Origin of the sequence: Cupriavidus sp. a3, assembly GCF_051015765.1 — a bacterium.
GTDB classification, from domain to species: domain Bacteria; phylum Pseudomonadota; class Gammaproteobacteria; order Burkholderiales; family Burkholderiaceae; genus Cupriavidus; species Cupriavidus oxalaticus_A.
Genome location: NZ_CP170643.1, coordinates 3149071 through 3176037 on the forward strand (window position 1 = coordinate 3149071; position 26967 = coordinate 3176037).

Annotated in this window: 23 protein-coding genes and 2 tRNA genes; 16 read left to right on the forward strand and 9 right to left on the reverse strand. The window is 67.0% G+C overall.

All coding sequences use genetic code 11. The features are described 5' to 3' along the window. Positions 1–24: 24 nt before the first annotated feature. Both ACAD63_RS15130 and ACAD63_RS15135 read left to right on the forward strand, forming a co-directional pair. Positions 25–2610 carry a PAS domain S-box protein gene (locus ACAD63_RS15130; RefSeq protein WP_135704999.1) on the forward strand — a complete coding sequence of 862 codons (2586 nt, stop codon included), beginning with the start codon at positions 25–27 and terminating at the stop codon, positions 2608–2610. 148 nt (positions 2611–2758) lie between these two features. After that, positions 2759–3391: a response regulator transcription factor gene (locus ACAD63_RS15135; RefSeq protein ID WP_029047707.1), complete on the forward strand. Its 633-nt coding sequence runs from the start codon at positions 2759–2761 to the stop codon at positions 3389–3391. Positions 3392–3463: 72 nt separating this feature from the next. On the opposite strand, the gene ACAD63_RS15140 is transcribed toward ACAD63_RS15135, so the two are convergent. Next, positions 3464–4144, reverse strand: coding sequence for a hypothetical protein (locus ACAD63_RS15140; protein ID WP_133097426.1), 681 nt, complete (start codon positions 4142–4144; stop codon positions 3464–3466). A gap of 195 nt (positions 4145–4339) precedes the next feature. On the opposite strand from ACAD63_RS15140, the gene folD reads away from it, so the two are divergent. The 4 genes from folD to ACAD63_RS15160 all read left to right on the forward strand — a co-directional run bounded on the left by folD (position 4340) and on the right by ACAD63_RS15160 (position 10253). After that, positions 4340–5191, forward strand: coding sequence for a bifunctional methylenetetrahydrofolate dehydrogenase/methenyltetrahydrofolate cyclohydrolase FolD (gene folD / locus ACAD63_RS15145; RefSeq protein ID WP_133097427.1), 852 nt, complete (start codon positions 4340–4342; stop codon positions 5189–5191). A 122-nt stretch (positions 5192–5313) separates the two neighbouring features. Next, positions 5314–7407: a M3 family metallopeptidase gene (locus ACAD63_RS15150; protein WP_434032917.1), complete on the forward strand. Its 2094-nt coding sequence runs from the start codon at positions 5314–5316 to the stop codon at positions 7405–7407. After that, the gene (xth, locus tag ACAD63_RS15155; RefSeq protein WP_434032918.1) at positions 7404–8234 is read left to right on the forward strand and encodes an exodeoxyribonuclease III; all 831 of its coding nucleotides are present in this window, start codon (positions 7404–7406) and stop codon (positions 8232–8234) included. The genes ACAD63_RS15150 and xth overlap by 4 nt, the downstream gene beginning before the upstream one ends. Positions 8235–8408: 174 nt before the next feature. Continuing rightward, positions 8409–10253, forward strand: coding sequence for a SulP family inorganic anion transporter (locus ACAD63_RS15160; RefSeq protein WP_434032919.1), 1845 nt, complete (start codon positions 8409–8411; stop codon positions 10251–10253). Between the two features lie 207 nt (positions 10254–10460). On the opposite strand, the gene ACAD63_RS15165 is transcribed toward ACAD63_RS15160, so the two are convergent. Then, positions 10461–10724, reverse strand: a complete 264-nt coding sequence (locus ACAD63_RS15165; RefSeq protein ID WP_029047712.1) for a DUF1488 domain-containing protein — start codon at positions 10722–10724, stop codon at positions 10461–10463. A gap of 226 nt (positions 10725–10950) precedes the next feature. Here ACAD63_RS15165 and ACAD63_RS15170 point away from each other — a divergent pair. Next, positions 10951–11026 (forward strand) — tRNA-Lys (locus tag ACAD63_RS15170). 128 nt (positions 11027–11154) lie between these two features. On the opposite strand, the gene ACAD63_RS15175 is transcribed toward ACAD63_RS15170, so the two are convergent. Further along, positions 11155–12543, reverse strand: a complete 1389-nt coding sequence (locus ACAD63_RS15175) for an 8-oxoguanine deaminase (RefSeq protein ID WP_434032920.1) — start codon at positions 12541–12543, stop codon at positions 11155–11157. A gap of 121 nt (positions 12544–12664) precedes the next feature. After that, positions 12665–13573 (reverse strand): LysR substrate-binding domain-containing protein, encoded by a 909-nt coding sequence (locus tag ACAD63_RS15180; protein ID WP_133097430.1) that lies wholly within the window; start codon positions 13571–13573, stop codon positions 12665–12667. Between the two features lie 138 nt (positions 13574–13711). Between ACAD63_RS15180 and ACAD63_RS15185 the strand changes: the two genes are divergently transcribed. From ACAD63_RS15185 to ACAD63_RS15195, 3 genes are all read left to right on the forward strand, one after another. Beyond that, a tRNA-Lys gene (locus ACAD63_RS15185) sits at positions 13712–13787 on the forward strand. A 385-nt stretch (positions 13788–14172) separates the two neighbouring features. Beyond that, complete coding sequence (locus tag ACAD63_RS15190; protein WP_135704996.1) at positions 14173–15153, forward strand: tripartite tricarboxylate transporter substrate binding protein BugE; 981 nt, start codon at positions 14173–14175, stop codon at positions 15151–15153. A 320-nt stretch (positions 15154–15473) separates the two neighbouring features. After that, entirely contained in the window at positions 15474–15872 is a 399-nt protein-coding gene (locus tag ACAD63_RS15195; protein WP_133097432.1) for a hypothetical protein, read from the forward strand. 63 nt (positions 15873–15935) lie between these two features. Here the strand turns inward: ACAD63_RS15195 and ACAD63_RS15200 are convergent, their stop codons facing one another. After that, on the reverse strand, positions 15936–17453 hold the full coding sequence (locus ACAD63_RS15200; RefSeq protein ID WP_135704995.1) for an acetyl-CoA hydrolase/transferase family protein: 1518 nt from the start codon (positions 17451–17453) through the stop codon (positions 15936–15938). 410 nt (positions 17454–17863) lie between these two features. Between ACAD63_RS15200 and ACAD63_RS15205 the strand changes: the two genes are divergently transcribed. After that, entirely contained in the window at positions 17864–18478 is a 615-nt protein-coding gene (locus ACAD63_RS15205; protein ID WP_195429548.1) for a MarR family transcriptional regulator, read from the forward strand. A 206-nt stretch (positions 18479–18684) separates the two neighbouring features. Then, entirely contained in the window at positions 18685–23553 is a 4869-nt protein-coding gene (locus ACAD63_RS15210; protein ID WP_434032921.1) for an NAD-glutamate dehydrogenase, read from the forward strand. Between the two features lie 30 nt (positions 23554–23583). On the opposite strand, the gene ACAD63_RS15215 is transcribed toward ACAD63_RS15210, so the two are convergent. The 3 genes from ACAD63_RS15215 to ACAD63_RS15225 all read right to left on the reverse strand — a co-directional run bounded on the left by ACAD63_RS15215 (position 23584) and on the right by ACAD63_RS15225 (position 24680). Next, positions 23584–23955, reverse strand: coding sequence for a hypothetical protein (locus ACAD63_RS15215; RefSeq protein ID WP_133097436.1), 372 nt, complete (start codon positions 23953–23955; stop codon positions 23584–23586). A gap of 101 nt (positions 23956–24056) precedes the next feature. Further along, complete coding sequence (locus ACAD63_RS15220; RefSeq protein WP_133097437.1) at positions 24057–24245, reverse strand: hypothetical protein; 189 nt, start codon at positions 24243–24245, stop codon at positions 24057–24059. Positions 24246–24290: 45 nt separating this feature from the next. Then, positions 24291–24680 (reverse strand): hypothetical protein, encoded by a 390-nt coding sequence (locus ACAD63_RS15225; protein WP_434032922.1) that lies wholly within the window; start codon positions 24678–24680, stop codon positions 24291–24293. Positions 24681–24909: 229 nt separating this feature from the next. On the opposite strand from ACAD63_RS15225, the gene ACAD63_RS15230 reads away from it, so the two are divergent. From ACAD63_RS15230 to ACAD63_RS15245, 4 genes are all read left to right on the forward strand, one after another. After that, positions 24910–25185 carry a hypothetical protein gene (locus tag ACAD63_RS15230; protein ID WP_434032923.1) on the forward strand — a complete coding sequence of 92 codons (276 nt, stop codon included), beginning with the start codon at positions 24910–24912 and terminating at the stop codon, positions 25183–25185. Between the two features lie 38 nt (positions 25186–25223). Continuing rightward, positions 25224–25730, forward strand: a complete 507-nt coding sequence (locus tag ACAD63_RS15235; RefSeq protein ID WP_135704992.1) for a cupin domain-containing protein — start codon at positions 25224–25226, stop codon at positions 25728–25730. A gap of 185 nt (positions 25731–25915) precedes the next feature. Beyond that, positions 25916–26164, forward strand: coding sequence for a hypothetical protein (locus tag ACAD63_RS15240; RefSeq protein ID WP_133097440.1), 249 nt, complete (start codon positions 25916–25918; stop codon positions 26162–26164). A gap of 3 nt (positions 26165–26167) precedes the next feature. Next, positions 26168–26452, forward strand: coding sequence for a hypothetical protein (locus ACAD63_RS15245; protein ID WP_133097441.1), 285 nt, complete (start codon positions 26168–26170; stop codon positions 26450–26452). 195 nt (positions 26453–26647) lie between these two features. Here the strand turns inward: ACAD63_RS15245 and ACAD63_RS15250 are convergent, their stop codons facing one another. Beyond that, positions 26648–26929: a hypothetical protein gene (locus tag ACAD63_RS15250; protein WP_243737041.1), complete on the reverse strand. Its 282-nt coding sequence runs from the start codon at positions 26927–26929 to the stop codon at positions 26648–26650. Between the last annotated feature and the right edge of the window lie 38 nt (positions 26930–26967).

Below are 26967 nucleotides of genomic sequence, written 5' to 3' on the forward strand. Positions count from 1 at the left end.
AACGGTCAGCCGTCAATCCCTCCCATGCCGTTCCTCGATCGCTACCTCTCCCGCCTGCGTGCAGCCATGCTTTCTCCCGATGCTTCGGGCACAGCCAAGGCCGCCGGGGGCGACACCGGCCACAACCCGCCTCCGGCGACGGGGCTCGGTCCGATCGACACCCTCGACCCCGACGACGGCGCGCCGGTGGCGGCCCCGCGCGGCCTGTGGTGGCTGCGCTGGCGCAATCTCGTCGCCACCAGCTGGTTCATGTTCATCCCGCTGGTCGCGATCGTGCTGTTCACGGTGGCAATGGGCGTGATCCTGTGGTCGCTGCACGAGACCGAGCGCCAGCAGCAACGCGATGCGCTGTACCGCGACGCCGCCTGGGCGCAACAGCGCGTACGCCTGTCGCTGCTCAGCAACCAGGACCAGCTGGCCTCGCTGGCGCGCGACATCGCCGCCGCGCAACTGGAGCAAGGCGCCTACCGTACCGCCGCCCAGGAAATCCTGCGCGAGAACTCCGAGATCGTCTTTATCAACTGGCTCGACGCCACCAAGCGCGGCCGCTGGTCGCTGCCGTCGACGTCCGAGTTCGCGGTGCGCCTGCGCGAAAACCAGGACCAGCCGCTCGAGCCCGAAGTGCTGGACACCTTCGATGCCGCGCGCGAAACCCAGCGCGTGGTCTACTCGCGCCCGCTGGTCAACGACCGCGGCGACAGCTTCATGCTGATGCAAGTGCCGATCGTGCGCGACAACGAGTTCCTCGGCACGCTCGGCGCGCTGTACTCGATCAACGGCATCCTGACGCACCTGCTGCCGCCGGAGCTGACCGAGCGCTACCGCTTCTCGCTGATCGATAAGAACAACCAGACCCGCGCCAGCACCTCGCTGCGTCCAGTGCCCGGCAACGCGCTGTCGTATGAAGTGCTGCTGGATCCGCCCGGCCACTCGCTGTCGCTGCGCGCCGACGCCTACCCGCCGCCGTCGAACCTGCCCAACAACATGCTGCTGTGGCTGGTGGTGGGCCTGTCCTGCTTCCTGCTGTGGAGCCTGTGGAGCATGTGGCGCCATACCAGCCGCCGCTCCGAGGCGCAGCGCGCGCTGCTGGCCGAGACCTCGTTCCGGCGCGCGATGGAAAACTCGATGCTGATCGGCCTGCGCGCGCTCGATCTGAACGGCCGCATCACCTACGTCAACCCCGCCTTCTGCCGCATGACCGGATGGCAGGAGAACGACCTGGTCGGCCGCCTGCCGCCCTTCCCCTACTGGCCGCCGAACGACCAGCAGGAGATGCAGAAGCAGATCGACCTGACGCTGCAGGGCAAGTCGCCCGCCGGCGGCTATGAGATGCGCACGATGCGCCGCGACGGCAGCAGCTTCTACGCGCGCATGTATGTGTCGCCGCTGGTAGACAGCCGCGGCCGCCATACCGGCTGGATGAGTTCGATGACCGACATCACCGAGCCCAAGCGCGCGCGCGAGGAACTGGCCGCCGCGCATGACCGCTTCACCACGGTGCTGGAGAGCCTGGACGCCGCGGTGTCGGTGCTCGCCACCGACAAGGCCGAGCTGCTGTTCGCCAACCGCTATTACCGCCAGCTGTTCGGCTGGGAGGCCGAGGGCCACCTCAAGCTCGCCGGCGACGATCTCGACAAGGAACAGGTCTCGAGCGACAACACCGATTACGTCGACGCCTACGCCGGCCTGCCCGCTTCCGAGCTGATGCCCTATGCGTCGGACGCGCGCGAGGTGTTCGTGCCCGACATGCAGAAATGGTTCGAAGTGCGCCGCCGCTATATCCAGTGGGTGGACGGCCACCTGGCGCAGATGCAGATCGCCACCGACATCACCGTGCGCAAGGCCGCCGAGGAAATGGCGCGCCAGCATGAGGAACGCCTGCAGTTCACCAGCCGCCTGACCACCATGGGCGAGATGGCGTCGTCGCTGGCGCACGAGCTGAACCAGCCGCTGGCCGCCATCAACAACTACTGCATGGGCGCGGTGGCGCGGCTGCATTCGGGCCGCAGCACGCCGGAAGACCTGATCCCGGTGCTGGAGAAAACCTCCGCGCAGGCCGTGCGCGCGGGCACCATCATCAGCCGCATCCGCGGCTTCGTGAAGCGCAGCCAGCCGCAGCGCCGCGAAGCGGCGCTGCACGATATCGTCGCCGATGCCGTGGGCCTGGCCGACCTGGAGGCGACCCGCCGCCGCGTCACTATCCTGACCCGGCTGCCGGCGCCGCCGATGACCATCTATGTCGACCCGGTGCTGATCGAGCAGGTGTTGGTGAACCTGCTCAAGAACGCGGTCGAAGCCATGGCCGGCCTGCCGGCGCTGCGCGCCGGCGGCGTGGTGCGCCTGCACGCGCGCGTGGAGCCGGGCGAGTTCGGCGACAACGTCCATATCGATGTCATCGACCAGGGTCCGGGCGTCGACGAAGCGACCAAGGAACGGCTGTTCGAGCCCTTCTTCAGCACCAAGTCCGACGGCATGGGCATGGGGCTGAACATCTGCCGCTCGATCATCGAGTCGCACCAGGGCCGGCTGTGGGTGGAGAACAATGTCGACGGCATTGGCTGCACCTTCAAGATCATGCTGCCGCTGCATCCGGTGATGGCCGAACAATAATCCCCGCATTCGACCGCTGTCCGATTCGTTCCGGACGCCCCCGGCAGGCCGGGGCGGACTCCCTACGCATGTGGGGGATCCGTCTCGCCACAGAGGCCCCGGGGCGGTTACACTTCGCAGCAATGAATTGTTGTCCCGAGGAGACTACATGACCGCAACGCCAAACCCCACGCCCCACCGCGGCGAGACCGTGTTCATCGTCGACGACGATGAAGCCATGCGCGACTCGCTGACCTGGCTGCTGGAGGGCAATGGCTACCAGGTTCGCAGCTTTACCAGCGCCGAGCAGTTCCTCGCCGCCTACGACGCCAGCCAGGTGTCCTGCCTGATCCTCGACGTGCGCATGCCCGGCATGAGCGGCCCGGAACTGCAGGAGCGGATGATCGCCGAGAACATCAATATCCCGATCGTCTTTATCACCGGCCATGGCGACGTGCCGATGGCGGTATCGACCATGAAGCGCGGCGCCATCGATTTCATCGAGAAGCCGTTCGACGAATCCGAACTGCGCGCGCTGGTCGAGCGCATGCTGCAGAAGGCCCGCACCGACCACTCGGCCGCGCGCGAGCAGCGCGCCGCCAAGGACCTGCTGGGCAAGCTGACCACGCGCGAGCAGCAGGTGCTGGAGCGCATCGTGGCAGGCCGCCTGAACAAGCAGATCGCCGATGACCTGGGCATTTCCATCAAGACGGTGGAGGCGCACCGCGCCAACATCATGGAAAAGCTCAACGTCAACACGGTCGCCGACCTGCTGCGCCTGGCCCTGTCGCGCAACAGCTGACCTGCGGCGCCGGCTGGCCTCCTCAAGCCCTCCTGGCCAGCCTTTCCGGGCGCCACTGCCGGCGCCCCGGTCTCAATTCTTCAGGTAATCTTCGTCCCGGAACGTGACCACCCATTGTGGCCGGTAGACCACAAAGACGGCCACCAGCAGCCCGGTCAGGAACGCCTCGCCAAACGCCAGGATCAGCGTAGCCGCCAGCGTATCGGCCACGGTGAACGGCAGCCCCGGCGCCATCACGTGCCGCCACGCCGCCTGCGCGGCACTCGCGCCCAGCGCGGCCAGCCCCGCGGTGAAATAGCCGTGCCCCAGGATAAAGATGAACGGATGGCGCGGCAGCCAGCGCCGCATCAGCGCCTGCAGTCCGGCCGAAAGCAGCGCCGGCACCAGCGCCAGCCAGGTATAGCGCACCCATAGCGAAGGCCAGTCGAACAGCGCCCAGCTGTGGCCGGCCAGGTATTCAAGCCCGAACAGCGACACCAGGTCCACCACGAACAGCGACAGCAGCGCCAGCGGCAGCCCGAACAGCGTCACCATCAGCGTGGCGCCCAGCAACTGGATCACCAGCCCGCCGACCAGCGTGGCGCGCACCGTCCACAGCAGCGCCACCAGCACCATCGCCCCCAGCCAGGCGTGCTGCAGCGAATTGCGCCGCAGCAGGCGCCACGGCCGGCGGCTCAGCGCCCACAGCAGTCCGGCGAGGGACACGACAACGAGCAGCGGATCTGACAGCAGGGACGGGAGCGCGGTGTGCATGCGGCCGATGCTACCAGTCCCTTACCCCTACAACCCTTGCATCCGGTCAAGCTGCGCGCGCCAGCCCGCACTGACCCTTTATAATTCGCCTTTGATCCGCATGCCCGCATGACGGGCGCACGCCACTCGCGGCCGAAGCCATCTGCCGGATCCGCCCAAATTCGCACAAACCCGCCCAAACCGGTCTTTTCCTCCATGTCTGCCCAACTGATCGACGGCAACGCCCTTGCCAAACAAATCCGCTCCGAAGCCGCCCAGCGCGCCGCCAGCCTGACCGAGCGCGGTCACCGCCCCGGCCTCGCCGTGATCCTGGTCGGCGAGGACCCGGCCAGCCAGGTCTACGTGCGCAACAAGGTCAAGGCTTGCCAGGACAACGGCTTCCACTCCTCGCTGGACCGTTACCCGGCCGACCTGTCCGAGGCGGAATTGCTGGCCCGCATCGACGCGCTCAACCAGGACCCGAGCATCCACGGCATCCTGGTGCAGCTGCCGCTGCCCAAGCACATCGACAGCCACAAGGTGCTGGAAGCGATCGCCCCCGAAAAGGACGTCGACGGCTTCCACGTCGCCAACGCCGGGGCGCTGATGACCGGCGCCCCGCTGTTCCGCCCGTGCACGCCGTATGGCTGCATGAAGATGCTGGATTCGATCCAGTACCCGCTGCGCGGCGCGCGTGCCGTGGTGGTCGGGGCCTCCAATATCGTCGGCAAGCCTATGGCGATGCTGCTGCTGCAGGCCGGTGCCACCGTCACCATCTGCAACAGCAAGACGCGCGATATCGGCGCCCATACCCGCGACGCTGACGTGATCGTCGCCGCGGTCGGCAAGCGCAACCTGATCACCGCCGACATGGTCAAGCCGGGCGCCGTCGTGATCGACGTGGGCATGAACCGCGACGACAACGGCAAGCTGTGCGGCGACGTGGACTTCGCGGGTGTGCGCGAGGTGGCCGGCTACGTCACGCCGGTGCCTGGCGGCGTCGGCCCGATGACCATCACCATGCTGCTGGTCAACACGCTGGAAGCCGCGGAACGCGCCGCGGGCTGAAGCGCGCGCGCGTTCGGCGTACATTCGACCTACAGTACGCCACACGGGGTGCTGGAAATGCCCGCACCCCGCCCCCATCTGCGGGGCATCGACCTTTGAGGCCAGCCAACCGAGAACACGCCATGGACCAAGCCGCACAAGCCACCCCGGCCAACAATCCGCTGCTGGACTTTTCCGACCTGCCCCGCTTCGCCGAGATCCGGCCCGAGCACATCAGCCCGGCGCTGGACGTGCTGCTCGAAAATGCGCAGCAGGCGGTCGCCCGCGCCGAGGATCCGGCCACGCCGGCCGACTGGGCCAACGCCGTGCAGGCGCTGGAAGCCGCCACCGAGCCGCTGGGCCGCGCCTGGGGCGTGGTCAGCCACCTGAGCGCGGTCGCCGACACGCCGGAACTGCGCAAGGCACACGCCGACAACCTGCCGCGCATGACCGAGTTCTGGTCGTCGCTCGGCCAGAGCCTGGCGCTGTATGAAAAGTACAAGGCGCTGGCCGCCAGCCCCGAGTTCGCCGGCATGAGCGCGGCCCGCCACCAGCTGATCGAGAACGAGCTGCGCGGCTTCCGCCTGGGCGGCGCCGAGCTGCCCGAAGACCGGAAACCGCGCTTCGCCGAGATCCAGGAGCAGCAGGCGCAGCTGTCCAAGGCCTTCTCCGACCATGTGCTGGACGCCACCAACACCTACGCGCTGATCGTCGAGGACGAGGCACGCCTGGCCGGCCTGCCCGACGATGCGCGGGAAGCCGCCCGCCACGCCGCTGAGAAAGACGGCAAGGCCGGCTGGAAATTCACGCTGCACTTCCCCTCGTACTTCCCGGTGCTGCAGTACGCCGACGACCGCGCGCTGCGCCAGACGTTGTACGAGGCCAATGTCACGCGCGCCTCGGAACTGGGCGCGCAATACGGCCAGGGCCAGGGCGAGTGGGACAACACCGCCAACATGCGCGACCAGCTGGCGCTGCGCCGCGAAGAAGCGCAGATGCTCGGCTACCAGTGCTACGGTGAAGTCTCGCTGGTACCTAAGATGGCCGAGTCGCCGGCCGAAGTGCTGAAGTTCCTCGACGAGCTGGCCATCAAGGCAAGGCCCTACGCCGAGAAGGACTGGGCCGAGCTGAAGGCCTTCGCCGCCGCCGAACTCGGCCTGTCCGACCTGCAGCCGTGGGACGTGGCCTATGCCTCGGAAAAGCTGCGCCAGCAGCGCTATGCGTTCTCCGAGCACGAGGTCAAGCAGTACTTCCCGGAACCCAAGGTGCTGGAAGGCCTGTTCGGCGTGGTGCAGAAGCTGTTCTCGGTGCGCATCGAGGCCGAGCCGGCGCAGACCTGGCACAAGGACGTGCGCTTCTTCCGCGTGACCACTGCGGACGGCACGCTGCTGGCCCAGTTCTACATCGACCTGTACGCGCGCGAAGGCAAGCGCGGCGGCGCCTGGATGGACGACGCGCGCGGCCGCAAGGTGCTGGAGCAAGGCGGCGTGCAGACGCCGGTTGCGTACCTGACCTGCAACTTTTCCGCGCCGGTGGGCAACAAGCCCGCGCTGTTCACGCACGACGAAGTGATCACGCTGTTCCATGAGTTCGGCCATGGCCTGCACCACATGCTGACGCAGGTGGGCGAGCTGGGCGTGTCCGGCATCAACGGCGTGGAATGGGATGCGGTGGAACTGCCGTCGCAGTTCATGGAAAACTTTTGCTGGGAATACGAAGTGCTGACCGGCATGACGCAGCACGTCGACACCGGCGCGCCGCTGCCGCGCGCATTGTTCGACCGCATGCTGGCCGCCAAGAACTTCCAGAACGGCATGATGACGCTGCGCCAGATCGTGTTCTCGTCGTTCGACATGCACCTGCATACGGACTTCGACCCGGCCGGCGCCGCCTCGGTGCTGGAGCTCTCGCGCCAGATCAATGACCGCGTGCACGTGGTGCCGCAGCATCCGCTGTCGCGCTGGCCGAACACCTTCAGCCATATCTTTGCCGGCGGCTACGCGGCGGGCTACTACAGCTACAAGTGGGCGGAGGTGCTGTCGGCCGACGTCTATGCGGCGTTCGAGGAAGCGGCACAGCTGTCGGGCACCGTGCTCGACAGCGAGACCGGCGCGCGCTACCAGCGCGAGATCCTGTCGGTGGGCGGCAGCCGCCCGGCGATGGAATCCTTCGTCGCCTTCCGCGGCCGCGCGCCGCAGATCGATGCGCTGCTGCGCCACGGCGGGATGGCGGCATGAGCGCGGTTGCACTGCCCACCAGCGGTCCGCTGCGGATCGCGAGCTGGAACGTCAATTCGCTGAAGGTGCGCCTGCCGCAGGTGCTGCAATGGCTGGCCGAGCAGGACCAGGCCGGCGCGCCGATCGACGCGCTGTGCCTGCAGGAACTGAAGCTGCCGGACGACAAGTACCCGCTGGCCGAACTGGAGAATGCGGGCTTCCACAGCATCTACACCGGCCAGAAAACGTACAACGGCGTGGCCATTCTCGCGCGCGACGCCAGCATGCCCGGGCCGGTCGACGTAGTGCGCAATATTCCCGGCTTCGAGGATGCGCAGCAGCGCGTGATCGCCGCCACCTACGGCGACCTGCGCCTGGTCTGCGCCTACTTCCCCAACGGCCAGTCGCCCGAGTCGGAGAAGTTCACGTACAAGCTCAAGTGGCTGGAAGCGATGACGGCGTGGCTGCGCGACGAAATGCAGCGCCATCCGCGCCTGGCGCTGCTGGGCGACTTCAATATCGCGCCCGAAGACCGTGACGTGCACGATCCGGCCAAGTGGGTCGGCCAGAACCTCGTGTCGCCGCCGGAGCGCGCCGCCTTTGCCGCACTGGTGGAACTGGGCCTGGCCGATGCCTTCCGCAGGTTCGAGCAGCCGGAGAAAAGCTTCTCCTGGTGGGACTACCGCATGCTGGCGTTCCGCCGCAATGCCGGGCTGCGCATCGACCATATCCTGCTGTCGCCGGAGCTGGTCGAGCAATGCTCCGCCTGCGTGATCGACCGCGTGCCGCGCACCTGGGAACAGCCCTCGGATCACACTCCGGTGGTCGCCACGCTGCACTGCGGCTGAGGCCCGCCACGGGCTGCGGCCGCCACGGCATGCGCCGCCAGTCCACGCATTCACGCAAGCCCGGGCATGCCCGGCTCGCCCCGCGGCGGCCTGCCCGCTACACTGCCGGCATGAACCCCGCATGAACCCCTGAACGCGGCAAGACCGCGGACAGGGGCGCCGAGGCCTGTTCCCATGTCCGTATCCACGCAAGGCTCATTCCTGCATCGCATGTTCCCGTGGCGCCAGCGCGTCGACCGCGCCACGCTGCGCGCCGACCTGGTCGCCGGCCTGCTCGGCGCGGTGCTGGTGCTGCCGCAGGGCGTGGCCTTCGCCACGCTGGCCGGACTGCCGCCGCAGTACGGCATCTACAGCGCGGTGGTGCCCTGCATCGTCGCGGCGCTGTTCGGTTCGAGCTGGCATGTGATGTCGGGGCCGACCAATGCCAATTCGCTGGCGTTGTTCGCCATGCTGAGCCCGCTCGCGTTCGCCGGCAGCCCCGCGTATATCGGGCTGGCGCTGGCGGTGACCATCGTGGTCGGCGTGATGCAGCTCGCGGTCGGCACGCTGCGGCTCGGTTCTCTCGCCAACTTTATCTCGCCGTCGGTGCTGCTCGGCTTTACCTGCGGCGCGGCGACGCTGATCGGGTTGTACGCGCTGAAGGATGTGTTCGGACTGCAGGTGCCGACCGGCACCAGTGCCTTCGGCGTGCTGCGCCACCTGGCCGAGCATGCCGAGACCATCAACTGGTCCGCAGCGGCAGTCGCCGCCGTGACGCTGGCGGTGACGCTGCTGTGCAAGCGGCTGTGGCGCAAGCTGCCGTTCATGCTGCTGGGGCTGCTCGCCGGCTATGGCGTGGCGCTGCTGCTGAACCAGGCCGGCGCCTTCGCCCAGCATGTGAACGTGGTCGGGCCGATCCCTTTGGCGCTGCCGCATTTCCATGTGCCCGACGTCGACTGGCGCAAGCTGCCCGACCTGCTCGGCATCGCCTCGGCGCTGACCATCGTCGCGCTGGGCCAGTCGATCTCGATCGCCAAGGCGGTGGCGCTGCGCTCCGGGCAGCATATCGACGCCAACCGCGAATTCATCGGCCAGGGCCTGTCCAATATCGCCGGCGGCTTTTTCTCCGGCTATATCTCGTGCGGCTCGCTCAACCGCTCGATGCCCAACTTTGAAGCCGGGGCGCGCACACCGCTGGCCAGCGTGTTCTCGGCGTTGTGGCTGGTGGCGCTGGTTGCGCTCAGCGCGCCGCTGCTGGCGCAGATCCCGATGGCGGCGATCGGCGCCATGCTGCTGCTGGTGGCGTGGGGACTGCTCGATCTCGCCCGGCTGCGGCGCATCTTCACGCTCAGCCGTACCGAGTTCGCGATTGCCATCGGCACCTTCGCCGCGACGCTGGTGATCCGGCTCGAAATGGCGGTGCTGCTCGGCACCGTGCTGTCGCTGGTGGCCTACCTGTACCGCACCTCGAGGCCTGCAGTGCGCAGCCTGGTGCCGGATGCCGACGACCCGGGCCGGCGCTTCACGCCGCTGGACGAACTGCACCGCCCGCAGCCGGAATGCCCGCAACTCAAATTGCTGCGCATGGAAGGCGCGATCTACTTCGGCGCCGTCCAGTACGTGACCGACCGCCTGCACTGGCTGCGTGAGGTCAATGCCGGCCAGACGCACTTGCTGGCGATGACCAAGAGCATGAATTTCATCGACCTGGCCGGCGCGGAAATGTGGGAAAACGAGCTGGCCGAGCGCCGCGCGATGGGCGGCGATCTCTACTTCCACCGCCCGCGCACGCAGGTGCTGCAGACGTGGGAGCAGACCGGCTTCAGCAACAAGCTGGGGCCGGACCATATTTTCCCGACCAAGCGGCAGGCGCTGCACACGATCATCGGCAAGCTGTCGCCCGAGATCTGCGCGCAGTGCCGCGCCAGGATCTTTGAAGAATGCGCGTCGCGGCCGGGGGCATCAGGGCACGACGCCGTCGATGCCGATGCGGCCAGCGCACCGCGGCCGCAGGCATGCGCCACCGCGGCGGCACGCTGACGCGTCGCGCACAAGATGCCGTCAGCAAGAAAAAGCCTGCCGAGGACAGCGTTAGACGACCGGAAATTGAAACAGCGGGGAAGACGTTGGTGCCTGCGCCGGCGTTGCGGGGCCGGGTACGCAAGGCCGGACGGCCCTACGCGGTGATGCCTGATGGTGGATGGGCGCCCGCGGCATGCCGACGGCTGGCCGGGGCATCCATCCTCATCAGATCGGCGCCACGTGGGCGCGCTTGACGACGATTGGCTGGGGCGCGCCCTGCTCGATCAGCACCACGGCGGCGCGTTCGATGGTTTCGCGTCCGGCACGGAATGCCTCTTCCAGCGACAGCACCTGGTCGGCGCTGAAGCCTTCCCACAGTGCTTCGCGTGTCACTACGCAAGTCACTTTCTCGCCATTGACGATCGCCTGGAAGAGCAAGCCTTCATTATTGATGTCGTAGCGTTCTTGCTCTTGGAATTTGATATCCATCGGTGCAGCCCTCCATATGCAAGTGGAGAAGAATCCTAACATGGCTCCGACCATATCGTGCGGATCCGCCTTGTGCGATTGCGCTCAATCCGATGACCGGCAAGGCTGGCGTTCGGTTCCGTTCACCTGATCGTCACTGGCATCGGCATGCGCGAAAGGCGTTGCACACGGTTGTTTGCAAACTGTTGACAGCGCCGGAAATCATGCTAGAATCTCGTTCTTCGTTGGGGCGTTAGCTCAGTTGGTAGAGCAGCGGACTCTTAATCCGTAGGTCGAGTGTTCGAGTCACTCACGCCCCACCAGCGAATACAGAAGGGCCGGAAGCAGCGATGCTTCCGGCCTTTTGCTTTTTCCGCTGCTGCTTTCCGTTCCGGGTTTTCTCGAAAATGCCGCAGGCAGTGCACGCCTGCGGCAGTTCACCTCCCCGCGCTCACGCGCCGACGCTGGCGCGCTCGAACAGCGTGTGCGCCAGTGCGCGATGCCGCGTCAGCACGTTGGCCAGGTCCGCCGTCAGCAGCACGCCGTCGCGCACCACTTCGCGCCCGTTGATCACGCTCGCCGCGACATTGGCCGGCGTGCAGAACACCAGCGACGCAACCAGGTCGTGGCCGCCGCCGGCGAAGCCCACCCCCGACATATCGAAGGCAACAAAGTCCGCCGACATGCCCGGCGCGAGCGCGCCGATATCGTCGCGGTTGAGCACGCGTGCGCCGCCCAGCGTGGCGATCTCCAGCGCCTCGCGCGCGCTCATCGCGGCCGGGCCGTAGCCGACACGCTGCAGCAGCATGGCCTGGCGCGCTTCACCCAGCATGTGCGCGCCGTCGTTCGACGCGCTGCCGTCGACACCCAGCCCGACCGGCACGCCCGCATCGCGCATCGCCCGCACCGGCGCGATGCCGGATGCCAGCCGCATGTTCGAGCACGGGCAATGCGCCACGCCGGTGCCGGTACGCGCGAACAGCGCAATGCCTTCGTCGTCGAGCTTCACGCAGTGCGCATGCCAGACATCGTGACCGATCCAGCCCAGGTCTTCGGCATACTGCGCCGGCGTCAGGCCGAATTTCTCGCGCGAGTATGCGATGTCGTTGTCATTCTCGGCCAGGTGGGTGTGCAGCGACACGCCATAGTGGCGCGCCATCACGGCCGACTCGCGCATCAGGTCGCGCGACACCGAGAACGGCGAGCAAGGCGCCAGCACCACGCGCAGCATCGCGTGGCGCGCGCTGTCGTGGTACTGCTCGACCAGCCGCTGGCTGTCGCGCAGGATCGCGGCTTCATCTTCGACCACCACGTCGGGCGGCAGGCCGCCCTTGCTGCGGCCCACGCTCATCGAGCCGCGCGCGGCGTGGAAGCGCATGCCCATCTCCTGCGCGGCGGCGATCGAATCGTCCAGGCGCGAGCCGTTGGGAAACAGGTAGAGGTGATCGCTGGTGGTGGTGCAGCCGGACTGCATCAGCTCGGCCATCGCGGTCCTGGTCGACACGGCAATCATTTCCGGCGTCAGGTGCGACCACAGCATGTACAGGTTGGTCAGCCACGAGAACAGCTCGGCATCCTGCGCGGCGGGCACGGCGCGCGTCAGGCTCTGGTACATGTGGTGGTGCGTGTTGACCAGGCCCGGTGTCACCACGCGGCCGCGCATATCGAGCACCTGCGCGCTGCCATCGTCGACCATGCGGCGGTATTGCGGCGGCAGCCCGGCGGTCGGACCGACCCATTGCACCGCCGGGCCTTCGGCGACCAGCGCGCCGTCGCGGATCTCGCGGCGCTGCGCGTCCATGGTGACGAGTACGTCGGCGTTCAGGGCAATCAGGGTCATGGCGGCATTCCTTAGGTTCTCGGGGACGGATGCCGCCAGTCTAAGGCGAAGGCGTGCTCGCGCCTAAGCATTGAATTCCGAGCACTGTGTCCACAAAAAGTGGACATCCACCCTACCCCGCCTAGCGGGCCTGGGCGAACAACGTGGCCAGTGCATCGCCGATGCGTTCGGCCATCAGCTCCGCGGCCGCGCTGAGGGTGCCGCGGGCACGCGCCACCAGCGTTAGCGTCTGCCCCTGCAGGTGGCGGTCGCGCAGCGGCACGTACACCAGCGCCTGCCGCGCGCGCTCTTCCATCACGTCGAGCGGGTTCAGCAGCGCCACGCCAGTGCCCAGCATGACCAGCTGGCGGATCAGCACGGTCGAGGTCGATTCCGCCACCGGCGAAACTTCGATGGCATTGCGCGAGAAGGCCGCGTCCAGCAGGGCGCGGATCGATAGCGACGGCGCCGGCAGGATCAGCGGATAGCCGACGCATTCGCTCAGCAGCACGGACGGCTGCGCCGCCAGCGCATGGCCCGGCGGCACCACCGCGCCGATCTGCCAGTCGCTGCTGGCCAGCGTGCGAAAGGCGGGCAGCTCCGGCAGATCGTAGCCAAGCCCGAGATCGGCATCGCCTTGCTCGACCGCCGCGACGATATCGGCAACCGGCAGGTCATTCACCCGCACCACGATGCCCGGATAGCGCTGGCGGAAGTCATGCACCAGCGACGGCATCAGCGAGCCGGCCAGTCCCGCGGTGACCGCCACGGTGACCTCGCCGCGGCGAGCGCCCTTGAATTCCTCGATACGTTCGCGCAGCGCGTCATGCTCGCGCAGCGTCTGGCGGACGTGGGCCAGCACCATCTCGCCCAGCGGCGTCAGGCGCAGCCGCTTGTTGATGCGCTCGAACAGCGGCGCGCCCAGCTCGGCTTCCAGGTCAAGGATCTGCCGGTTCACGGCCGTCGGCGCCACGTGCAGGTGCTCGGCCGCCTTGCGGATCGAACCGCGGCGGACAACCTCGTCGAGATAGCGCAGGACTCTGGCGTGCATGGGCTGGCCGTGTCAGGGTGTATCGGGGGGTGCCGAATTGTAGCGGCGGGCGCGAGCCCCGCGGCCGTCCCCTTCGCGGAAAATGGCGAAAGGGTATTGCGCAGTATCCGATACCTTGCTACAATCTTCTTCTTCGTTGGGGCGTTAGCTCAGTTGGTAGAGCAGCGGACTCTTAATCCGTAGGTCGAGTGTTCGAGTCACTCACGCCCCACCAGCGAATTCAGGAAAAGCCGGAAGCTTGCTTCCGGCTTTTTTCATTTCCGCCTTCGTTTCCGTTCTCATTCCCGCTCGCCCTTCCCTCGCTCCCCTCTCCTGCGCAAGCCGCTGCCAGGCAGCACGGCACGACCGCCGTTTTCTTGATACGCGGGTTGTCACCAATTCCTTTCCACGCGCTTTCCCGGTTGAATCGCTTCCGCGCACAGTGTGGAACTTGGTTCCGTATCGCGGAACCGCAACGCGCAGGCCGCTGCCGCACCCCGGCGCGGCCGGGTCAGCCGGCGCGGGAAGACTGACGGCGCGGGGCGCACGATGGTGGCGCCCGATAGAAACGCCTGCAGCCCGCCTGGCAAGCAATCAGTGAAAGAAGAACGGAGGCATCCTTGAAAGCAGTCAACAATGCAGGCGCAGCCGCCTGCCTCGCAGCCATCGGCCTGGCCTGTGCCGGCTTTGCCCAGGCGCAGTCCTACCCCACCAAGCCGATCCGCCTGATCGTCCCGTTCGCGGCCGGCGGCACCACCGATATCGTCGCGCGCGCGGTCTCCGACGGCCTGGGCCGCGAGCTGGGCCAGCCGGTGGTGGTGGAAAACCGCGGCGGCGGCGGTGGCGCGATCGGCGCCGACGCGCTGGCCAAGTCCGCGCCGGATGGCTACACCCTGGGCATCGCCACGGTCAGTACCATGGCGACCAACCCAGCCACCAATCCCAAGAATCCGTACGACCCGCTCAAGGATTTCGCGCCGATTACCAACCTGGTCAACGTGCCCAACGTGCTGACGGTGAACCCGAAGGTGCCGGCCAAGACGCTGAAGGAATTCGTCGCACTGCTGAAGGCCAACCCGGGCAAGTACAGCTACGCGTCCGCCGGCAAGGGCAGCATCTCGCATCTGGATGGCGAGCTGTTCAAGGACATCACCAAGACCGACATGGTCCATATCCCCTACCGCGGATCGGGCCCGGCGCTGAACGACACGCTGGCCGGCCAGGTCAACGCGCAGTTTGACAACCTGCCGTCGTCGATGCCGCATATCCAGGCCGGCAAGCTGCGTGCGCTGGCAGTGGCGGCACCCAAGCGCGTCGAGGGCCTGCCCGATGTGCCGACCTTTGCCGAAGCCGGCATGAAGGACATGAACAACATGGCCTGGTATGGCCTGGTCGCCCCGACCGGCACGCCCGCTGCCATCATCACGCGCGTGCACGATGCCGCGGTCAAGGCACTGCAGGACCCGAACGTCAAGCGCCGCCTGGCTGAAAGCGGCGCCTACACCGACGGCAACACCTCGGCCCAGTACGCCGCGCAGATCAAGCGCGAACTGGACCTGCGCAAGAAGATTGCGCATGACCAGAACATCACGCTGGAATAACCGGCCTTAGTGTCAAAGAGGACATCGAACGGCTGCCACATGGCAGCCGTTTTTTCGTCTGGACGCCACAAAACGTGCCGATTACATCACTCTCCCATGGGAAATTTCTGTTCTCGGAGCCGAATCTTGATCCTGGACAGGACGCAACCTCCGCCCAAGCGTTTCAATATCCATAGAAGAAACTTTCACTTTGCGGACACGCGCCAACTCGGTACATTAGCTGGGTGATCCGCCACACGGCCGGCCGCATGCCGGACCACGCTCGGCCCCAACCCGTCATCGCGCAGGCGCTGCGATGCCGATATCGCGAGGATAAAGAGATGCTGAAGAAGACCGTTTCGACCCTGATCGTTGCAGCATTCGCCGCTGTGGGTGCGACGCAGGTTTATGCGCAGAAGAACTACACCGAGGGCGGCGACCTCTACGGCGGCAGCCACACCAAGAAGCAGGCCAGCCCGAACCAGAACCCGGCGAAGTCGGGCAAGTTCGATCCCTACACCGATGGCGCCAAGCAGTCGACGCGCTCCGACCTGACCAACTCGGGCAAGAAGTTCGACCCGAACACCGACGGCGCCAAGGCCGGCAAGTACGATCCGTACACCGACGGTGCCAAGGCTGGCAAGCCCGATCCGTACACCGACGGTGCCAAGACCGGCAAGTACGATCCGTACACCGATGGCGCCAAGGCGCCCGCCAGCCAGGGCGACAAGGCCCAATAAGCCCGCACCGCCCAGGCAAGACAGCCCGCTTCGGCGGGCTGTTTGCATTGTTGCGTACGCGTTTCAGGCAGCCAGCGCCTGCGCCGGCTGTGGGGGCTGCATCGTGCCGCGATCGCGGAAGCCGACGTGCCAGGACAGCGCCTCTTCCAGCAAGTGAGGCGTGTGGCCACCGTGGGCGCCGGCGCGGCGGAAATAATCGCCCAGCAATTCGCGGTATTGCGGGTCGGCGCAATTGGCGATGACGGTGTGCGCGCGCTCGCGCGGCGCCAGGCCGCGCAGGTCGGCCAGGCCATGCTCGGTGACGATGATGTCGACGTCGTGCTCGGTGTGGTCCACGTGCGCCACCATCGGCACGATGCTGGAGACATCGCCGCCCTTGGCCACCGACTTGGTCACGAACACCGACAGGTGCGCATTGCGCGCAAAGTCGCCGGAGCCACCGATGCCGTTCATCATGTGCGTGCCGCCCACGTGCGTGGAATTGACGTTGCCGTAGATGTCGCACTCCAGCGCGGTGTTGATGGTGATCAGCCCCAGCCGGCGCAGGATCTCTGGATGGTTGCTGATCTCCTGCGGGCGCAGCAGCAGCCGCGAGCGGTAGCGGTCCAGGTTCGACAGAAAGCGCTGGTAGACCTCGCGCGTCAGCGTCACCGACGATGCCGAGGCGAACGACAGCCGGCCCGCATCGAGCAACTCGATGGTGCTGTCCTGCAGCACCTCGGAATACATCTTCAGGTCGCGGAACGGCGAGTCGACCAGCCCGTGCAGCACGGCGTTGGCAATGGTGCCGATGCCGGCCTGCAGCGGCTGCAGCGACGGCGACAGCTTGCCCGCGCGCACTTCGCGCAGCAGGAAGTCATTGAGGTGGCCGGCGATGCTGCGCGTCTCGTCGTCCGGAGGCAGCGCATTGGAGGGGCTGTCGTCCTTGGCGGTGATGACGATGGCGGCAATCTTTGCCGGATCGATCGGGATATACGGCAGTCCGATGCGCTGTTCCGGCGCGATCAGCGGGATCGGCTGCCGGTACGGGCGGTGGACCGGGAAATAGATGTCGTGCAGCCCCTCCAGCTCCAGCGGCATGTTCATGTTGATTTCGACAATCACCTTGCGCGCCAGCATGGCAAAGCTGGCCGAATTGCCCACCGAGGTGCTGGGGATGATGCCGCCCTGCTCGGTGATCGCGACAGCCTCGACCACCGCCACGTCCACCGGCGCGATCTGGCCGGAACGCAGCTGCTCGACGGTTTCGGACAGGTGCTGGTCGATGAACATCACTTCGCCGGCGTTGATCTTGCGGCGCAGCGTGGCATCGGACTGGAACGGCAGCCGGCGCGCGATCACGTCGGCCTCGGCCAGCACGCGGTCGATGTCGTTGCCGAGCGAGGCGCCGGTCATCAGGGTAATGCGCAGTGGCTCGGTCGCCGCACGCCGCGCCAGCGCGAACGGGACTTCCTTGCAGTCGCCCGCGCGGGTGAAACCGCTCATGCCTACGGTCATGCCGTCGCGGATCAGCGCGGCGGCTTCGTCGGCCGAGACTACCTTGTCATGCAGCCTGGCCAGGCGAATGCGTTCCTTGTACATCCATATCTCCGGTCTGGCGGCGCAGGCCCTTGCCCATGCCGCTCGCCCCGCGCCTTGTTTGCCGAAGGCTGGCGTTGTGGGGTCTCCGGCTCGCAGTGTAGCCAGCCGCCCCCATTCCGGCTGTGATTTAAAGTCATGGGCAGCAGTCGCTTTCCTCATAGGCGGCGGCAGTGCCAGCGACCTTCGCTCCACTAACGGCAGCCAGAGTCTCAGGGCATACCCGCAATGTCACAAAAATGGCAAAAGTTTCTGGTACTGTCTCGCCCTATCGGTTGAAGGGGCCCGCCAGAGAGGTCCAGCAACCGTGCCGCCCGGGCCGGCCATGCTCGGCCCATCAACCCGTTGCACCAGCGTGACGGGTGCCTGCAGCATCGTAGTGGCGGCAAATTTAAAATCAGGAGACGCCATTCATGCAGCCCAGACCTCTCGAACCCAACGAGCCGGTCGTCCTTGCACTGGTCGACGCCGTCACCGCCTGGCAAGACGCCCTGGAACAGACCCTCTCCGCCTCTGGCCTGACTTACGCCAAATGGCTGTTGCTGCGCGCGATCAAGCGCGGCGACTTCGTGCGCGGCGCCCCGTTGCCGGGCGCCATGCCGATCGACGTTCCGCAGTCCGAACTGCTGCTGCATGAACTGCGTCGCGACGGCTGGATCGAGCATGCCGAAGCCACCACGCCGTCCATCGCCGACACCGCCGCGAGCCGCCTCGAACGCGTTTCGCAGGCGCTCAGCGCGCTGCACAGCGTGTCGGTGGCACCGTTCAACCCCCAGGAGCGCGTGGCGCTGGGCAGCCTGCTGGAACGGATGAAGCTCCGGCTGAACGACCACACCATGCGCCAGATCCGGGTGGGCGGCGAAGCCGCTCGCCAGGACAGGCTGGCGAGTGCAGGCGGTACCGGCGCTACTGCCGGCGGGATTGCCCCGCAGGGCGGCGCGCCGGCGCCCTGCGCCTCCTGCACGGGACTGCCCCCGGTCGCGCATCGCCCGGCCTCTTGTCCCACCCTCGCCAGCGCGCGCTTCTGAGGCGCGTAGCCAGGCCGGTTGCCGCCCCTTCTGCAGGCGGGCCGGCCGCACTGTCCGGATCGTTCGCTTTCTTCGCGACTTTATCCCGCCAGGTGCGCTGATTTTTCCTAAAGTATGAGCATGCCCCGGCACATGCCCGACCGGGCGGCGAATTGCCGCGCGGGCCGCGCGAGCCGCGTCGTCTATCGATACCGCGAGGAGAGATCATGCCGCAGGAGAACGAAGACAAAGTCGCGCACCTGCTGGACGAACTGCTTGCCTTTGCGCGGGAGCGGCTGCCGGCGGCCACCTTCAGCGCCGCCGAGCCCTTCCTGCGGCACTACTACGACCAGGCTGACCTCGACGACCTGCTGCACTGCGAAGTCGCCGACCTGTATGGCGCCGTGATGGCGCACTGGCAGACCGCGCAGAAGTTCGTCCCCGGCAGCGCGCGCATCCGCATCTACAACCCCACGCTGGAAGAGCATGGCTGGCACTCCGACCATACCGTGGTCGAGATCGTCAACGACGACATGCCCTTCCTGGTCGACTCAGTGACCATGGAGATCAACCGGCAAGGATTGGCGTTGCATTCGGCCATCCACCCGGTGTTCCGCGTCTGGCGCAGCGCCGCCGGCGGGATCGAGCGCATCGCACTGGGCGGCGCCGGCGAGCCCGGCGACAATTCGCGCCTGGAATCCTTCATCCACTTCGAGGTCGACCGCAGCGGCGAGGCCGCGCGGCTGGAAGCGCTGCGCAGCGGCATCGCGCGCGTGCTGGGCGACGTGCGCGCCGCGGTCGAAGACTGGCCGGCGATGTGCGACATCACCCAGGCCACCATCGCCGCACTGGCGCAGGCGCCTGACGCCGCCTCCCCTGACAGCACCGAGGCCCGCGCCTTCCTGGAATGGATGATGGACGACCATTTCACCTTCCTCGGCCAGCGCGACTACCAGCTGGTGGCGCAGGAAGGGCGCTATTTCCTGCGCGGCGTACCGGGCTCGGGCGCGGGCATCCTGCGCGAGAGCCTGCGCGAGCCGGACGCCGATGACCTGACGCCACTGCCCGCCGCGGCCACCGCCATCATCGAAGGCCCCTCGCCGATCTTCGTCACCAAGGCCAACTCGCGCGCCAGCGTGCACCGGCCGGGCTATCTCGACTATATCGGTGTCAAGCTGCTGGATGCACAGGGCCAGCTATTTGGCGAGCGCCGCTTCGTGGGCCTGTACACCTCGACCGCGTACACGGCGCCGATCGCCGAGATCCCGCTGGTGCGGCGCAAGTGCGCCAATATCCTGGCGCGCGCCGGCTTCCTCACCAAGGGTCACCTGTACAAGTCGCTGGTCACGATCCTCGAGCAATATCCGCGCGACGAACTGTTCCAGGCGAGCGAAGACGAACTGTTCAGCATTACCACCGGCATCCTGCGGCTGCAGGAGCACCAGCGCACGCGGCTGTTCGTGCGGCGCGACCGTTTCGACCGCTTTGTCTCGTGCCTGGTGTTCGTGCCGCGCGACAAGTACAACACCGACCTGCGCCAGAAGATCCAGAAGCTTCTGACCGCGGCCTTCCACGGCACCAGTTGCGAATTCACGCCGCTGCTGTCGGAATCGCCGCTGGCACGCATCCAGCTGACCGTGCGCGGCGAGCCGGGCACGATGCCGCATGTCGATACCGCCGAACTGGAACAGCGCATCGTCCATGCCAGCCGCCGCTGGCAGGACGACCTTGCCGAAGCGCTGCACGAGAGCCACGGCGAAGAACAAGGCAACCGGCTGCTGCAGCGCTACGGCGGCTCGTTCCCCGCGGGCTACCGCGAAGACTACCCCGCCCGGACCGCGGTGCGCGACATCGAGCTGATGGAGCACGCGCTGCGCGCCCACCACAGCGCGCGCGGCATGGCCATGAACCTGTACCGGCCGATCGAGGCCGCGCCGGGCGCGTTCCGCTTCAAGGTCTACCGCGCCGGCGAGCCGATCGCGCTGTCGCACAGCCTGCCCATGCTCGAACACCTGGGCGTGCGGGTGGACGAAGAGCGCCCCTACCTGATCGAGCCCGACAGCGGCGCGCCGGTGTGGGTGCATGATTTCGGGCTGGAGATCGCCGACAGCGGCGGCGCGGCGGACTTCGATATCGCGCGCGTCAAGGCGCTGTTCGAAGACGCCTTTGCGCGCGCCTGGCATGGCGAGATCGAGAACGACGACCTCAACCGGCTGGTGCTGCGCGCCGAGATGGCCGCGCGCGACGTCACCATCCTGCGGGCCTATGCACGCTATTTGCGCCAGGTGGGCTCGACCTTCAGCGATGCCTATATCGAACGCGCGCTGACCGGCAATGCGGGCATCGCGGCGATGCTGGTCGCGCTGTTCATCGCGCGCTTCGACACCGTGAGCCAGGTGGCTGCCGATACCGCGCGCCAGGCACGCTGCGACAAGCTGCTGGCCGAGATCGAGGCCGCGCTCGACAAGGTGCCCAACCTCGACGAGGACCGCATCCTGCGGCTCTTCCTGGGCGTGATCCAGGCCACGGTGCGCACCAACTACTTCCACCGCAGCGACGACGGCCAGCCGCGTCCCTACGTGTCGTTCAAGTTCAACCCGGCGCTGGTGCCGGGGCTGCCCGAGCCGCGGCCGATGTTCGAGATCTGGGTCTATTCGCCGCGGGTCGAGGGTGTGCACCTGCGCGGCGGCCGCGTGGCGCGCGGCGGGCTGCGCTGGTCCGACCGCCGCGAAGACTTCCGCACCGAGGTGCTGGGGCTGATGAAGGCGCAGATGGTGAAGAACACGGTGATCGTGCCGGTAGGCTCCAAGGGCGGCTTCGTGGTCAAGCGCCCGCCGCCGCCGACCGACCGCGATGCCTTCCTGCAGGAAGGCATCGCCTGCTACCAGACTTTCCTGCGCGGGCTGCTGGACCTGACCGACAACCTTGTCGGCGGGCAGCTGGTGCCGCCGCCCGACGTGGTGCGGCACGACGACAACGATCCCTACCTGGTGGTGGCGGCCGACAAGGGCACCGCCACGTTCTCCGACTTCGCCAATGCGATTTCCGCCGAGTATGGCTTCTGGCTCGACGATGCCTTTGCCTCCGGCGGCTCGGTCGGTTACGACCACAAGAAGATGGGCATCACCGCGCGCGGAGCGTGGGAATCGGTCAAGCGGCATTTCCGCGAGATGGGCGTCGATATCCAGACCACCGACTTCACCGTCGCCGGCGTCGGCGACATGTCGGGCGACGTGTTCGGCAACGGCATGCTGCTGTCGCCGCATATCAAGCTGGTAGCCGCCTTCGACCACCGTCACATCTTCCTTGACCCCGACCCGGATCCCGCGCGCACGCTGGAGGAACGCACGCGGCTGTTCAGTCTGCCGCGCTCGAGCTGGGCCGACTACGACGCCACGCTGATCTCCGCCGGCGGCGGCATCTTCCCGCGCACCGCCAAGACCATCGCGCTGACGCCGCAGGTGCAGGCGGTGCTCGGCGTCACGGCCAGCGCGCTGTCGCCGGCCGAGCTGATCCACGCCATCCTGATGGCGCCGGTCGACCTGCTCTACAACGGCGGCATTGGCACTTACGTCAAGTCGAGCCAGGAAACGCATCTGCAGGCCGGCGACCGTACCAACGACGCGGTGCGCGTCAATGGCAATGAACTGCGCTGCAAGGTGGTCGGCGAAGGCGGCAACCTGGGTTTCACCCAGCTGGGCCGCATCGAGTTCGCGCGCAAGGGCGGCCGCATCAACACCGATGCCATCGACAACTCCGCCGGCGTGGACTGCTCCGACCATGAGGTCAATATCAAGATCCTGCTGGGCCTGGTGATGGCCGACGGCGAGATGACCGAGAAGCAGCGCAACAAGCTGCTCGCCGAGATGACCGACGAGGTCGGCCTGCTGGTGCTGCAGGACAACTACTACCAGACCCAGGCGCTGTCGGTGGCCGGGCGCCACGCCACGGCGCTGCTCGACGGCGAGGCGCGGCTGGTGCGCTGGCTGGAGCGCGCCGGCCGGCTGAACCGGGCGCTGGAATTCCTGCCTTCGGACGAAGAGATCGCCGAGCGCAAGCTGGCGGGCGAAGGGCTCACGTCGCCCGAGCGCGCGGTGCTGCTGGCCTACAGCAAGATGTGGCTGTACGACGCGCTGCTCGATTCCGACGTGCCCGAAGACCCGCTGGTCGGCGGCCTGCTGGCCGATTACTTCCCGGTGCCGCTGCGCCAGCGCCATGGCGATACCATGCATCGCCACCCGCTGCGGCGCGAGATCCTGTCGACGCACCTGACCAACATGCTGGTCAACCGCATCGGCGCTACCTTCGTGCACCGGATCATGGAAGAAACCGACGCGCGCCCCGCCGACATCGTGCGCGCCTGCCTGATTGCGCGCGACGTGTTCGGGCTGACCGCGCTGTGGCAGGAGATCGATGCGCTGGACAACCGCGTGCCCGATGCCGAGCAGGCACGCATGTTCGGCCAGGTGGCGGTGCTGCTGGAGCGGGCCTGCCTGTGGTTTATCCGCTATCTACGCAGCGGCGGCCAGGCCAGCGCCGAGCTGGCGCGCTTTACGCAGGCGGCGCAGTGGCTGGTGCCGCAGTTGCCCCAGCTGCTGCCGCCCGCCGATGCGGCGGCGCTGGCGGAGCATGCCAGGACCTTTTCCGATGCAGGTGTCGACGAGGCGCTCGCCTTGCGCGTTGCCGGCAGCGAGATCTCGGCGGCGGCGTTGGATATCGCCGAAGTGGCCAACGCGTGCGAGCGCAGCCTCGACCTGGTTGCGGGCGTGTATTTCGCGCTGGACAGCCACCTGAGCTTCAGCTGGCTGCGCGAGCGTGCGCTGGCGCTGCCTTCTGACACGCACTGGGACCTGCTGGCGCGCACCTCCACGCTCGAAGACCTGGGCCGGCTCAAGCGTGCGCTGACGGTCAGCGTGCTGTCGCAGCAGGGAGAACTGGAATCGCCGGAAGCGATGATCGATGCCTGGCGTGCCAGCCGCCATGGCGCGCTGGAACGCTTTACGCGCATGCTGGCCGACCAGCGCGCATCGGGTGCGGCGGGACTGTCGATGCTGTCGGTCGCGGTGCGCGAGATCGGGATGCTCGAGCGCGGCTAGCGCGCCATGCGTGGCGCGGGCGAGGCGCGCTTATTCGTCCGCGCTGCCTTCGTCGCCGCTGTCGTCATCGCCGTCGAGGTCGGTGTCGAGACCGTCATCGTCCCGGCGGGCGCGCAGCTCCAGCCCGAGCAGCACCAGCAGCTCGAAGGCATCTGACAACAGGTGCTTCTGCCGGGGCAGCAGGCTGGCGTAAGGCATGTCGTAGATCGACTGGTGCGCGGCGCGCTGCCCCTTCAGGCCGCGGTCGCGCGCAATATCCGACAGCAGCGCGGCAAACCCGGACAGGTCCTGCGCCGCCAGCGCCGAATTCAATACCTTGGCGATGACTTCCGGGGAAGCGTTCGCCCAGCCCATGCGTTCAGCATTGGAAGCGGAATCTTGAGGGAAGTCGGCAAAGTCCATTTTGTGTTTAACGGTCTCGCCCAATGGAGCTTAAGTCGGCAGCCATGTGAATTTGACCCCACATGCGTGGGGTTCTGCACAGGCTCGCCGCGCCGATACGGCTAGCGCGCTGCCGGCTTCGCGGCTACCTGCCGATAGACCGTGGTGCCGTCACGCGCGGTGCGGGCTTCGACATAGTTGCGGGCGCCGCATTGCGGGCAGCGGAATACCGGCCCCTGCCCTTCGTTGCGGATCTGCACCTCGTCCGGCTCCCAGCGCGCGCCGCAAGCCTGGTTCCCACAAACAAACATGAACTCTCCTGAAAATTGAAAATTAAGGGCCCAATAGCGGCCCGCTCAACCATTGCGTTGCACCCACTGCCGCGCCCATGAAATCGCCGCGGCGCGGGCATCCTCCGGCGTGGCGTGCGTGGTCGGCGGCGCGCCGCCTTCCAGCACGACGGCGCCGGACTCCCAAATATCGCACAACGCCTTGAAACGTCCCGGCCCCAGCGCGTGGCAGAACACGTGGATGACAAAGCCGCGATACTCGACCACGTCGGTCGCGTCATCGGTCAGCGCGCGCTCGGCGGTGGCATTGGATGGCACCACCGGCGCGTCCACACGCGGCTCCGGCCTGCCTCGCGCCGGACTTGCCCGCAGCAACGCCGCGCAGGCACCGCCCAGCGCCGCACCGATGGCCACGCCCAGGCCAAACCAGCAAGCCCTGCTTTTACACTGCGCCATCGGCATTCCCTGTCAGCGGCCTCCTGCCGGTCATCCTGTCACCCGCGCAAGACCGCCGGCAGCGTGCGCGGTATTGCTTTCAGAAGGTTATACCAATCCGGAAGAAGGCCAGTGGCGGCGCGCGGCGCGCTGAAATAAGAATTCGGAACGTGACCAGACCGCGGGCGGCGACTATACTGTATATTCATACAGTAATCAGCAGGCGTCCTGCATCTGGCCGCGCTGCCGCATGGTCCTTGCCATAATGCCCCTGTACCAGTCCGATTCCATCCTGCTCGAGGCCTTTTATTTCGGCGACGATGCCGAATCCCTGCGCCTGCCCTGCGGCAGCGTCAGCATTGACGCCGGCGCCATCATCGTCCACGGCATCGAGCCCAACCTGCTGCGGTCGCTGCGCTGGACGCCCGATTTTCTCTCGTTCGAAGCGCACGGCACGCATCACCGCTATCCGGTCAGCCGCCCTGCGCTGGTCGGCCCCGCGCAGGCACGCTTCGCCCTGCTTTAAGCTATCGCTTCCGCCCGCCATGCCCTGCCGACACCGACATGCCAGACCGCAGCCTTGCCGCCAACGAACTGATCCGCACGCTTGAACTAAAGCCGCACCCGGAAGGCGGCTTCTACCGCGAAACCTACCGCAGCGAAAAACGCGTCGTGTGCGCCGACCAGCGTACGCGCGAAGCCAGCACCGCGATCTACTACATGCTGTGCGGCAACGACTTTTCCGCATGGCACCGCATCTGTTCCGACGAGTTGTGGCATTTCCACGCCGGGTCGCCGGTAGACGTGCACAGCATCGCCGACGGCGGCATCGTCACGCAGCGTCTCGGCGATCCGTTGCGCCACGACGGTGCGTCATTCCAGGCGATGGTGCCCGCGGGCCGATGGTTCGCCGCGGAACGCGTGGACCTTGGCGACGGCGTCGACTTTGCGCTGGTCGGTTGCACCGTGGCGCCGGCCTTCCAGTTCAGCGAGTTCGAACTGGCCGATGCAGCCGCGCTTGCGGGCCTGGCAAGCGGGCACGACGCCCTGCTGCGCCGGCTCTCGCGATAGCGCGCGGCAAAAAAACAGCCCACCGCGGCGGGGTGCGGGCGGGCCGTCAGCACTGCGGCGCCAGTCTACGCCGTCACCGCGCGCGCCCATCGGCAAAGAACCCGGGTAGCCCACCGCTTTTTCCTCCGACAGTCCGCACAGAGCGCTATACTGTATATCCATACAGTACTTCTTCTGTGCGCCCTATGTCACCCGAACCCGCCAACTGCCCCGTCTGCGGCGCCGCTGCCGAGCGCCTGCGTGCCGCGCCGCGCAGCTACCGCTACACCTGCCCCAGCTGCGGCATTTTCCAGATCAGCTCACGCGCGCTGACCTGCCGCCCCGGCCTGCCGGCCTCGGCGCGCGAGGATATCCGCCGGCTGCGCGCCTACGGCCACCTGCCGCTGCTGGACCTGACCCGGGACGGCGTCAGCATCAGTCCTGGCAGGCCCTGACCGATGGGCAACAACAAGCGCGCGTCCCGCTGCCACGTGCCGGCAGCGGCACCCGACAGCTACCCCGTCCCCGGGGCCAACGGCATCCTGGGCCGCATCCCCGGCCACTACATTGCCGCCGCGCTGGGTACGCTTGGCCCCGCCACGCGCGACGGTCCCGCCCACCGCGAAGTGCTGCTCGAAGCCGGCCATGCCGGCACCGTGCGGCTGTTTATCGAAAGGAAGCAGGCACGCCATGGCCGGTACACGCATTACTACTGGTCCGCATACCGCGCCGAGCCCGAGTGAGCAAGCGAATCGGAAGGCGGCACCGGCGGGCGCCAGCGGTTTGCGTCGCAAGAAGACGCGATCCGTCCTCCGTCGTAATCAGGACTAAAAACGGGACTAAAAACAGGAAGGACGCCATCGTCCGGTCATGCCATGGCCGCAGCCAGAACATTCACTACACGCGTAATGCGGAAACGGTTGCGGCGAAGGTCGCGTTCATGAACGCTTGCATTCAACCTTCTCTTCATACTCTCCGTCCTCATCCCATTTACGCTCGATCAGGCACGGACCGTCGCGATACTTTTCCTTGTGCTCATAGCCGCGCGGACCGCCCTTGCACTTGCGCTCTTCCTTGTATTCGCCATCCCGCTTGACCTCGCGCTCGATCTTGCAGGGGCCGCTGCGGAATTTCTCCTTGTACTCGCCGCCGGCATGGGAAACCGGTGAGCCAATCAGGCAGGAGAAGATGACGATAGGGGTAAGGTGTTTGCGTACCATGGGAACGACCTGCGCAGGGGATGACCGAGCATAACAAC

What these genes read in the sequence shown, in the direction of transcription:
- ACAD63_RS15215 (WP_133097436.1), bottom strand. Translation starts at nt 23,955, where the DNA reads ATGGACTTTGCCGACTTCCCTCAAGATTCCGCTTCCAATGCTGAACGC.
- ACAD63_RS15210 (WP_434032921.1), top strand. Translation starts at nt 18,685, where the DNA reads ATGCCGCAGGAGAACGAAGACAAAGTCGCGCACCTGCTGGACGAACTG.
- ACAD63_RS15220 (WP_133097437.1), bottom strand. Translation starts at nt 24,245, where the DNA reads ATGTTTGTTTGTGGGAACCAGGCTTGCGGCGCGCGCTGGGAGCCGGAC.
- xth (WP_434032918.1), top strand. Translation starts at nt 7,404, where the DNA reads ATGAGCGCGGTTGCACTGCCCACCAGCGGTCCGCTGCGGATCGCGAGC.
- ACAD63_RS15130 (WP_135704999.1), top strand. Translation starts at nt 25, where the DNA reads ATGCCGTTCCTCGATCGCTACCTCTCCCGCCTGCGTGCAGCCATGCTT.
- ACAD63_RS15180 (WP_133097430.1), bottom strand. Translation starts at nt 13,573, where the DNA reads ATGCACGCCAGAGTCCTGCGCTATCTCGACGAGGTTGTCCGCCGCGGT.
- ACAD63_RS15200 (WP_135704995.1), bottom strand. Translation starts at nt 17,453, where the DNA reads ATGTACAAGGAACGCATTCGCCTGGCCAGGCTGCATGACAAGGTAGTC.
- ACAD63_RS15205 (WP_195429548.1), top strand. Translation starts at nt 17,864, where the DNA reads ATGCAGCCCAGACCTCTCGAACCCAACGAGCCGGTCGTCCTTGCACTG.
- ACAD63_RS15235 (WP_135704992.1), top strand. Translation starts at nt 25,224, where the DNA reads ATGCCAGACCGCAGCCTTGCCGCCAACGAACTGATCCGCACGCTTGAA.
- ACAD63_RS15230 (WP_434032923.1), top strand. Translation starts at nt 24,910, where the DNA reads ATGGTCCTTGCCATAATGCCCCTGTACCAGTCCGATTCCATCCTGCTC.
- ACAD63_RS15160 (WP_434032919.1), top strand. Translation starts at nt 8,409, where the DNA reads ATGTCCGTATCCACGCAAGGCTCATTCCTGCATCGCATGTTCCCGTGG.
- ACAD63_RS15240 (WP_133097440.1), top strand. Translation starts at nt 25,916, where the DNA reads ATGTCACCCGAACCCGCCAACTGCCCCGTCTGCGGCGCCGCTGCCGAG.
- ACAD63_RS15165 (WP_029047712.1), bottom strand. Translation starts at nt 10,724, where the DNA reads ATGGATATCAAATTCCAAGAGCAAGAACGCTACGACATCAATAATGAA.
- ACAD63_RS15175 (WP_434032920.1), bottom strand. Translation starts at nt 12,543, where the DNA reads ATGACCCTGATTGCCCTGAACGCCGACGTACTCGTCACCATGGACGCG.
- ACAD63_RS15195 (WP_133097432.1), top strand. Translation starts at nt 15,474, where the DNA reads ATGCTGAAGAAGACCGTTTCGACCCTGATCGTTGCAGCATTCGCCGCT.
- ACAD63_RS15250 (WP_243737041.1), bottom strand. Translation starts at nt 26,929, where the DNA reads ATGGTACGCAAACACCTTACCCCTATCGTCATCTTCTCCTGCCTGATT.
- ACAD63_RS15245 (WP_133097441.1), top strand. Translation starts at nt 26,168, where the DNA reads ATGGGCAACAACAAGCGCGCGTCCCGCTGCCACGTGCCGGCAGCGGCA.
- ACAD63_RS15135 (WP_029047707.1), top strand. Translation starts at nt 2,759, where the DNA reads ATGACCGCAACGCCAAACCCCACGCCCCACCGCGGCGAGACCGTGTTC.
- ACAD63_RS15225 (WP_434032922.1), bottom strand. Translation starts at nt 24,680, where the DNA reads ATGGCGCAGTGTAAAAGCAGGGCTTGCTGGTTTGGCCTGGGCGTGGCC.
- ACAD63_RS15140 (WP_133097426.1), bottom strand. Translation starts at nt 4,144, where the DNA reads ATGCACACCGCGCTCCCGTCCCTGCTGTCAGATCCGCTGCTCGTTGTC.
- folD (WP_133097427.1), top strand. Translation starts at nt 4,340, where the DNA reads ATGTCTGCCCAACTGATCGACGGCAACGCCCTTGCCAAACAAATCCGC.
- ACAD63_RS15150 (WP_434032917.1), top strand. Translation starts at nt 5,314, where the DNA reads ATGGACCAAGCCGCACAAGCCACCCCGGCCAACAATCCGCTGCTGGAC.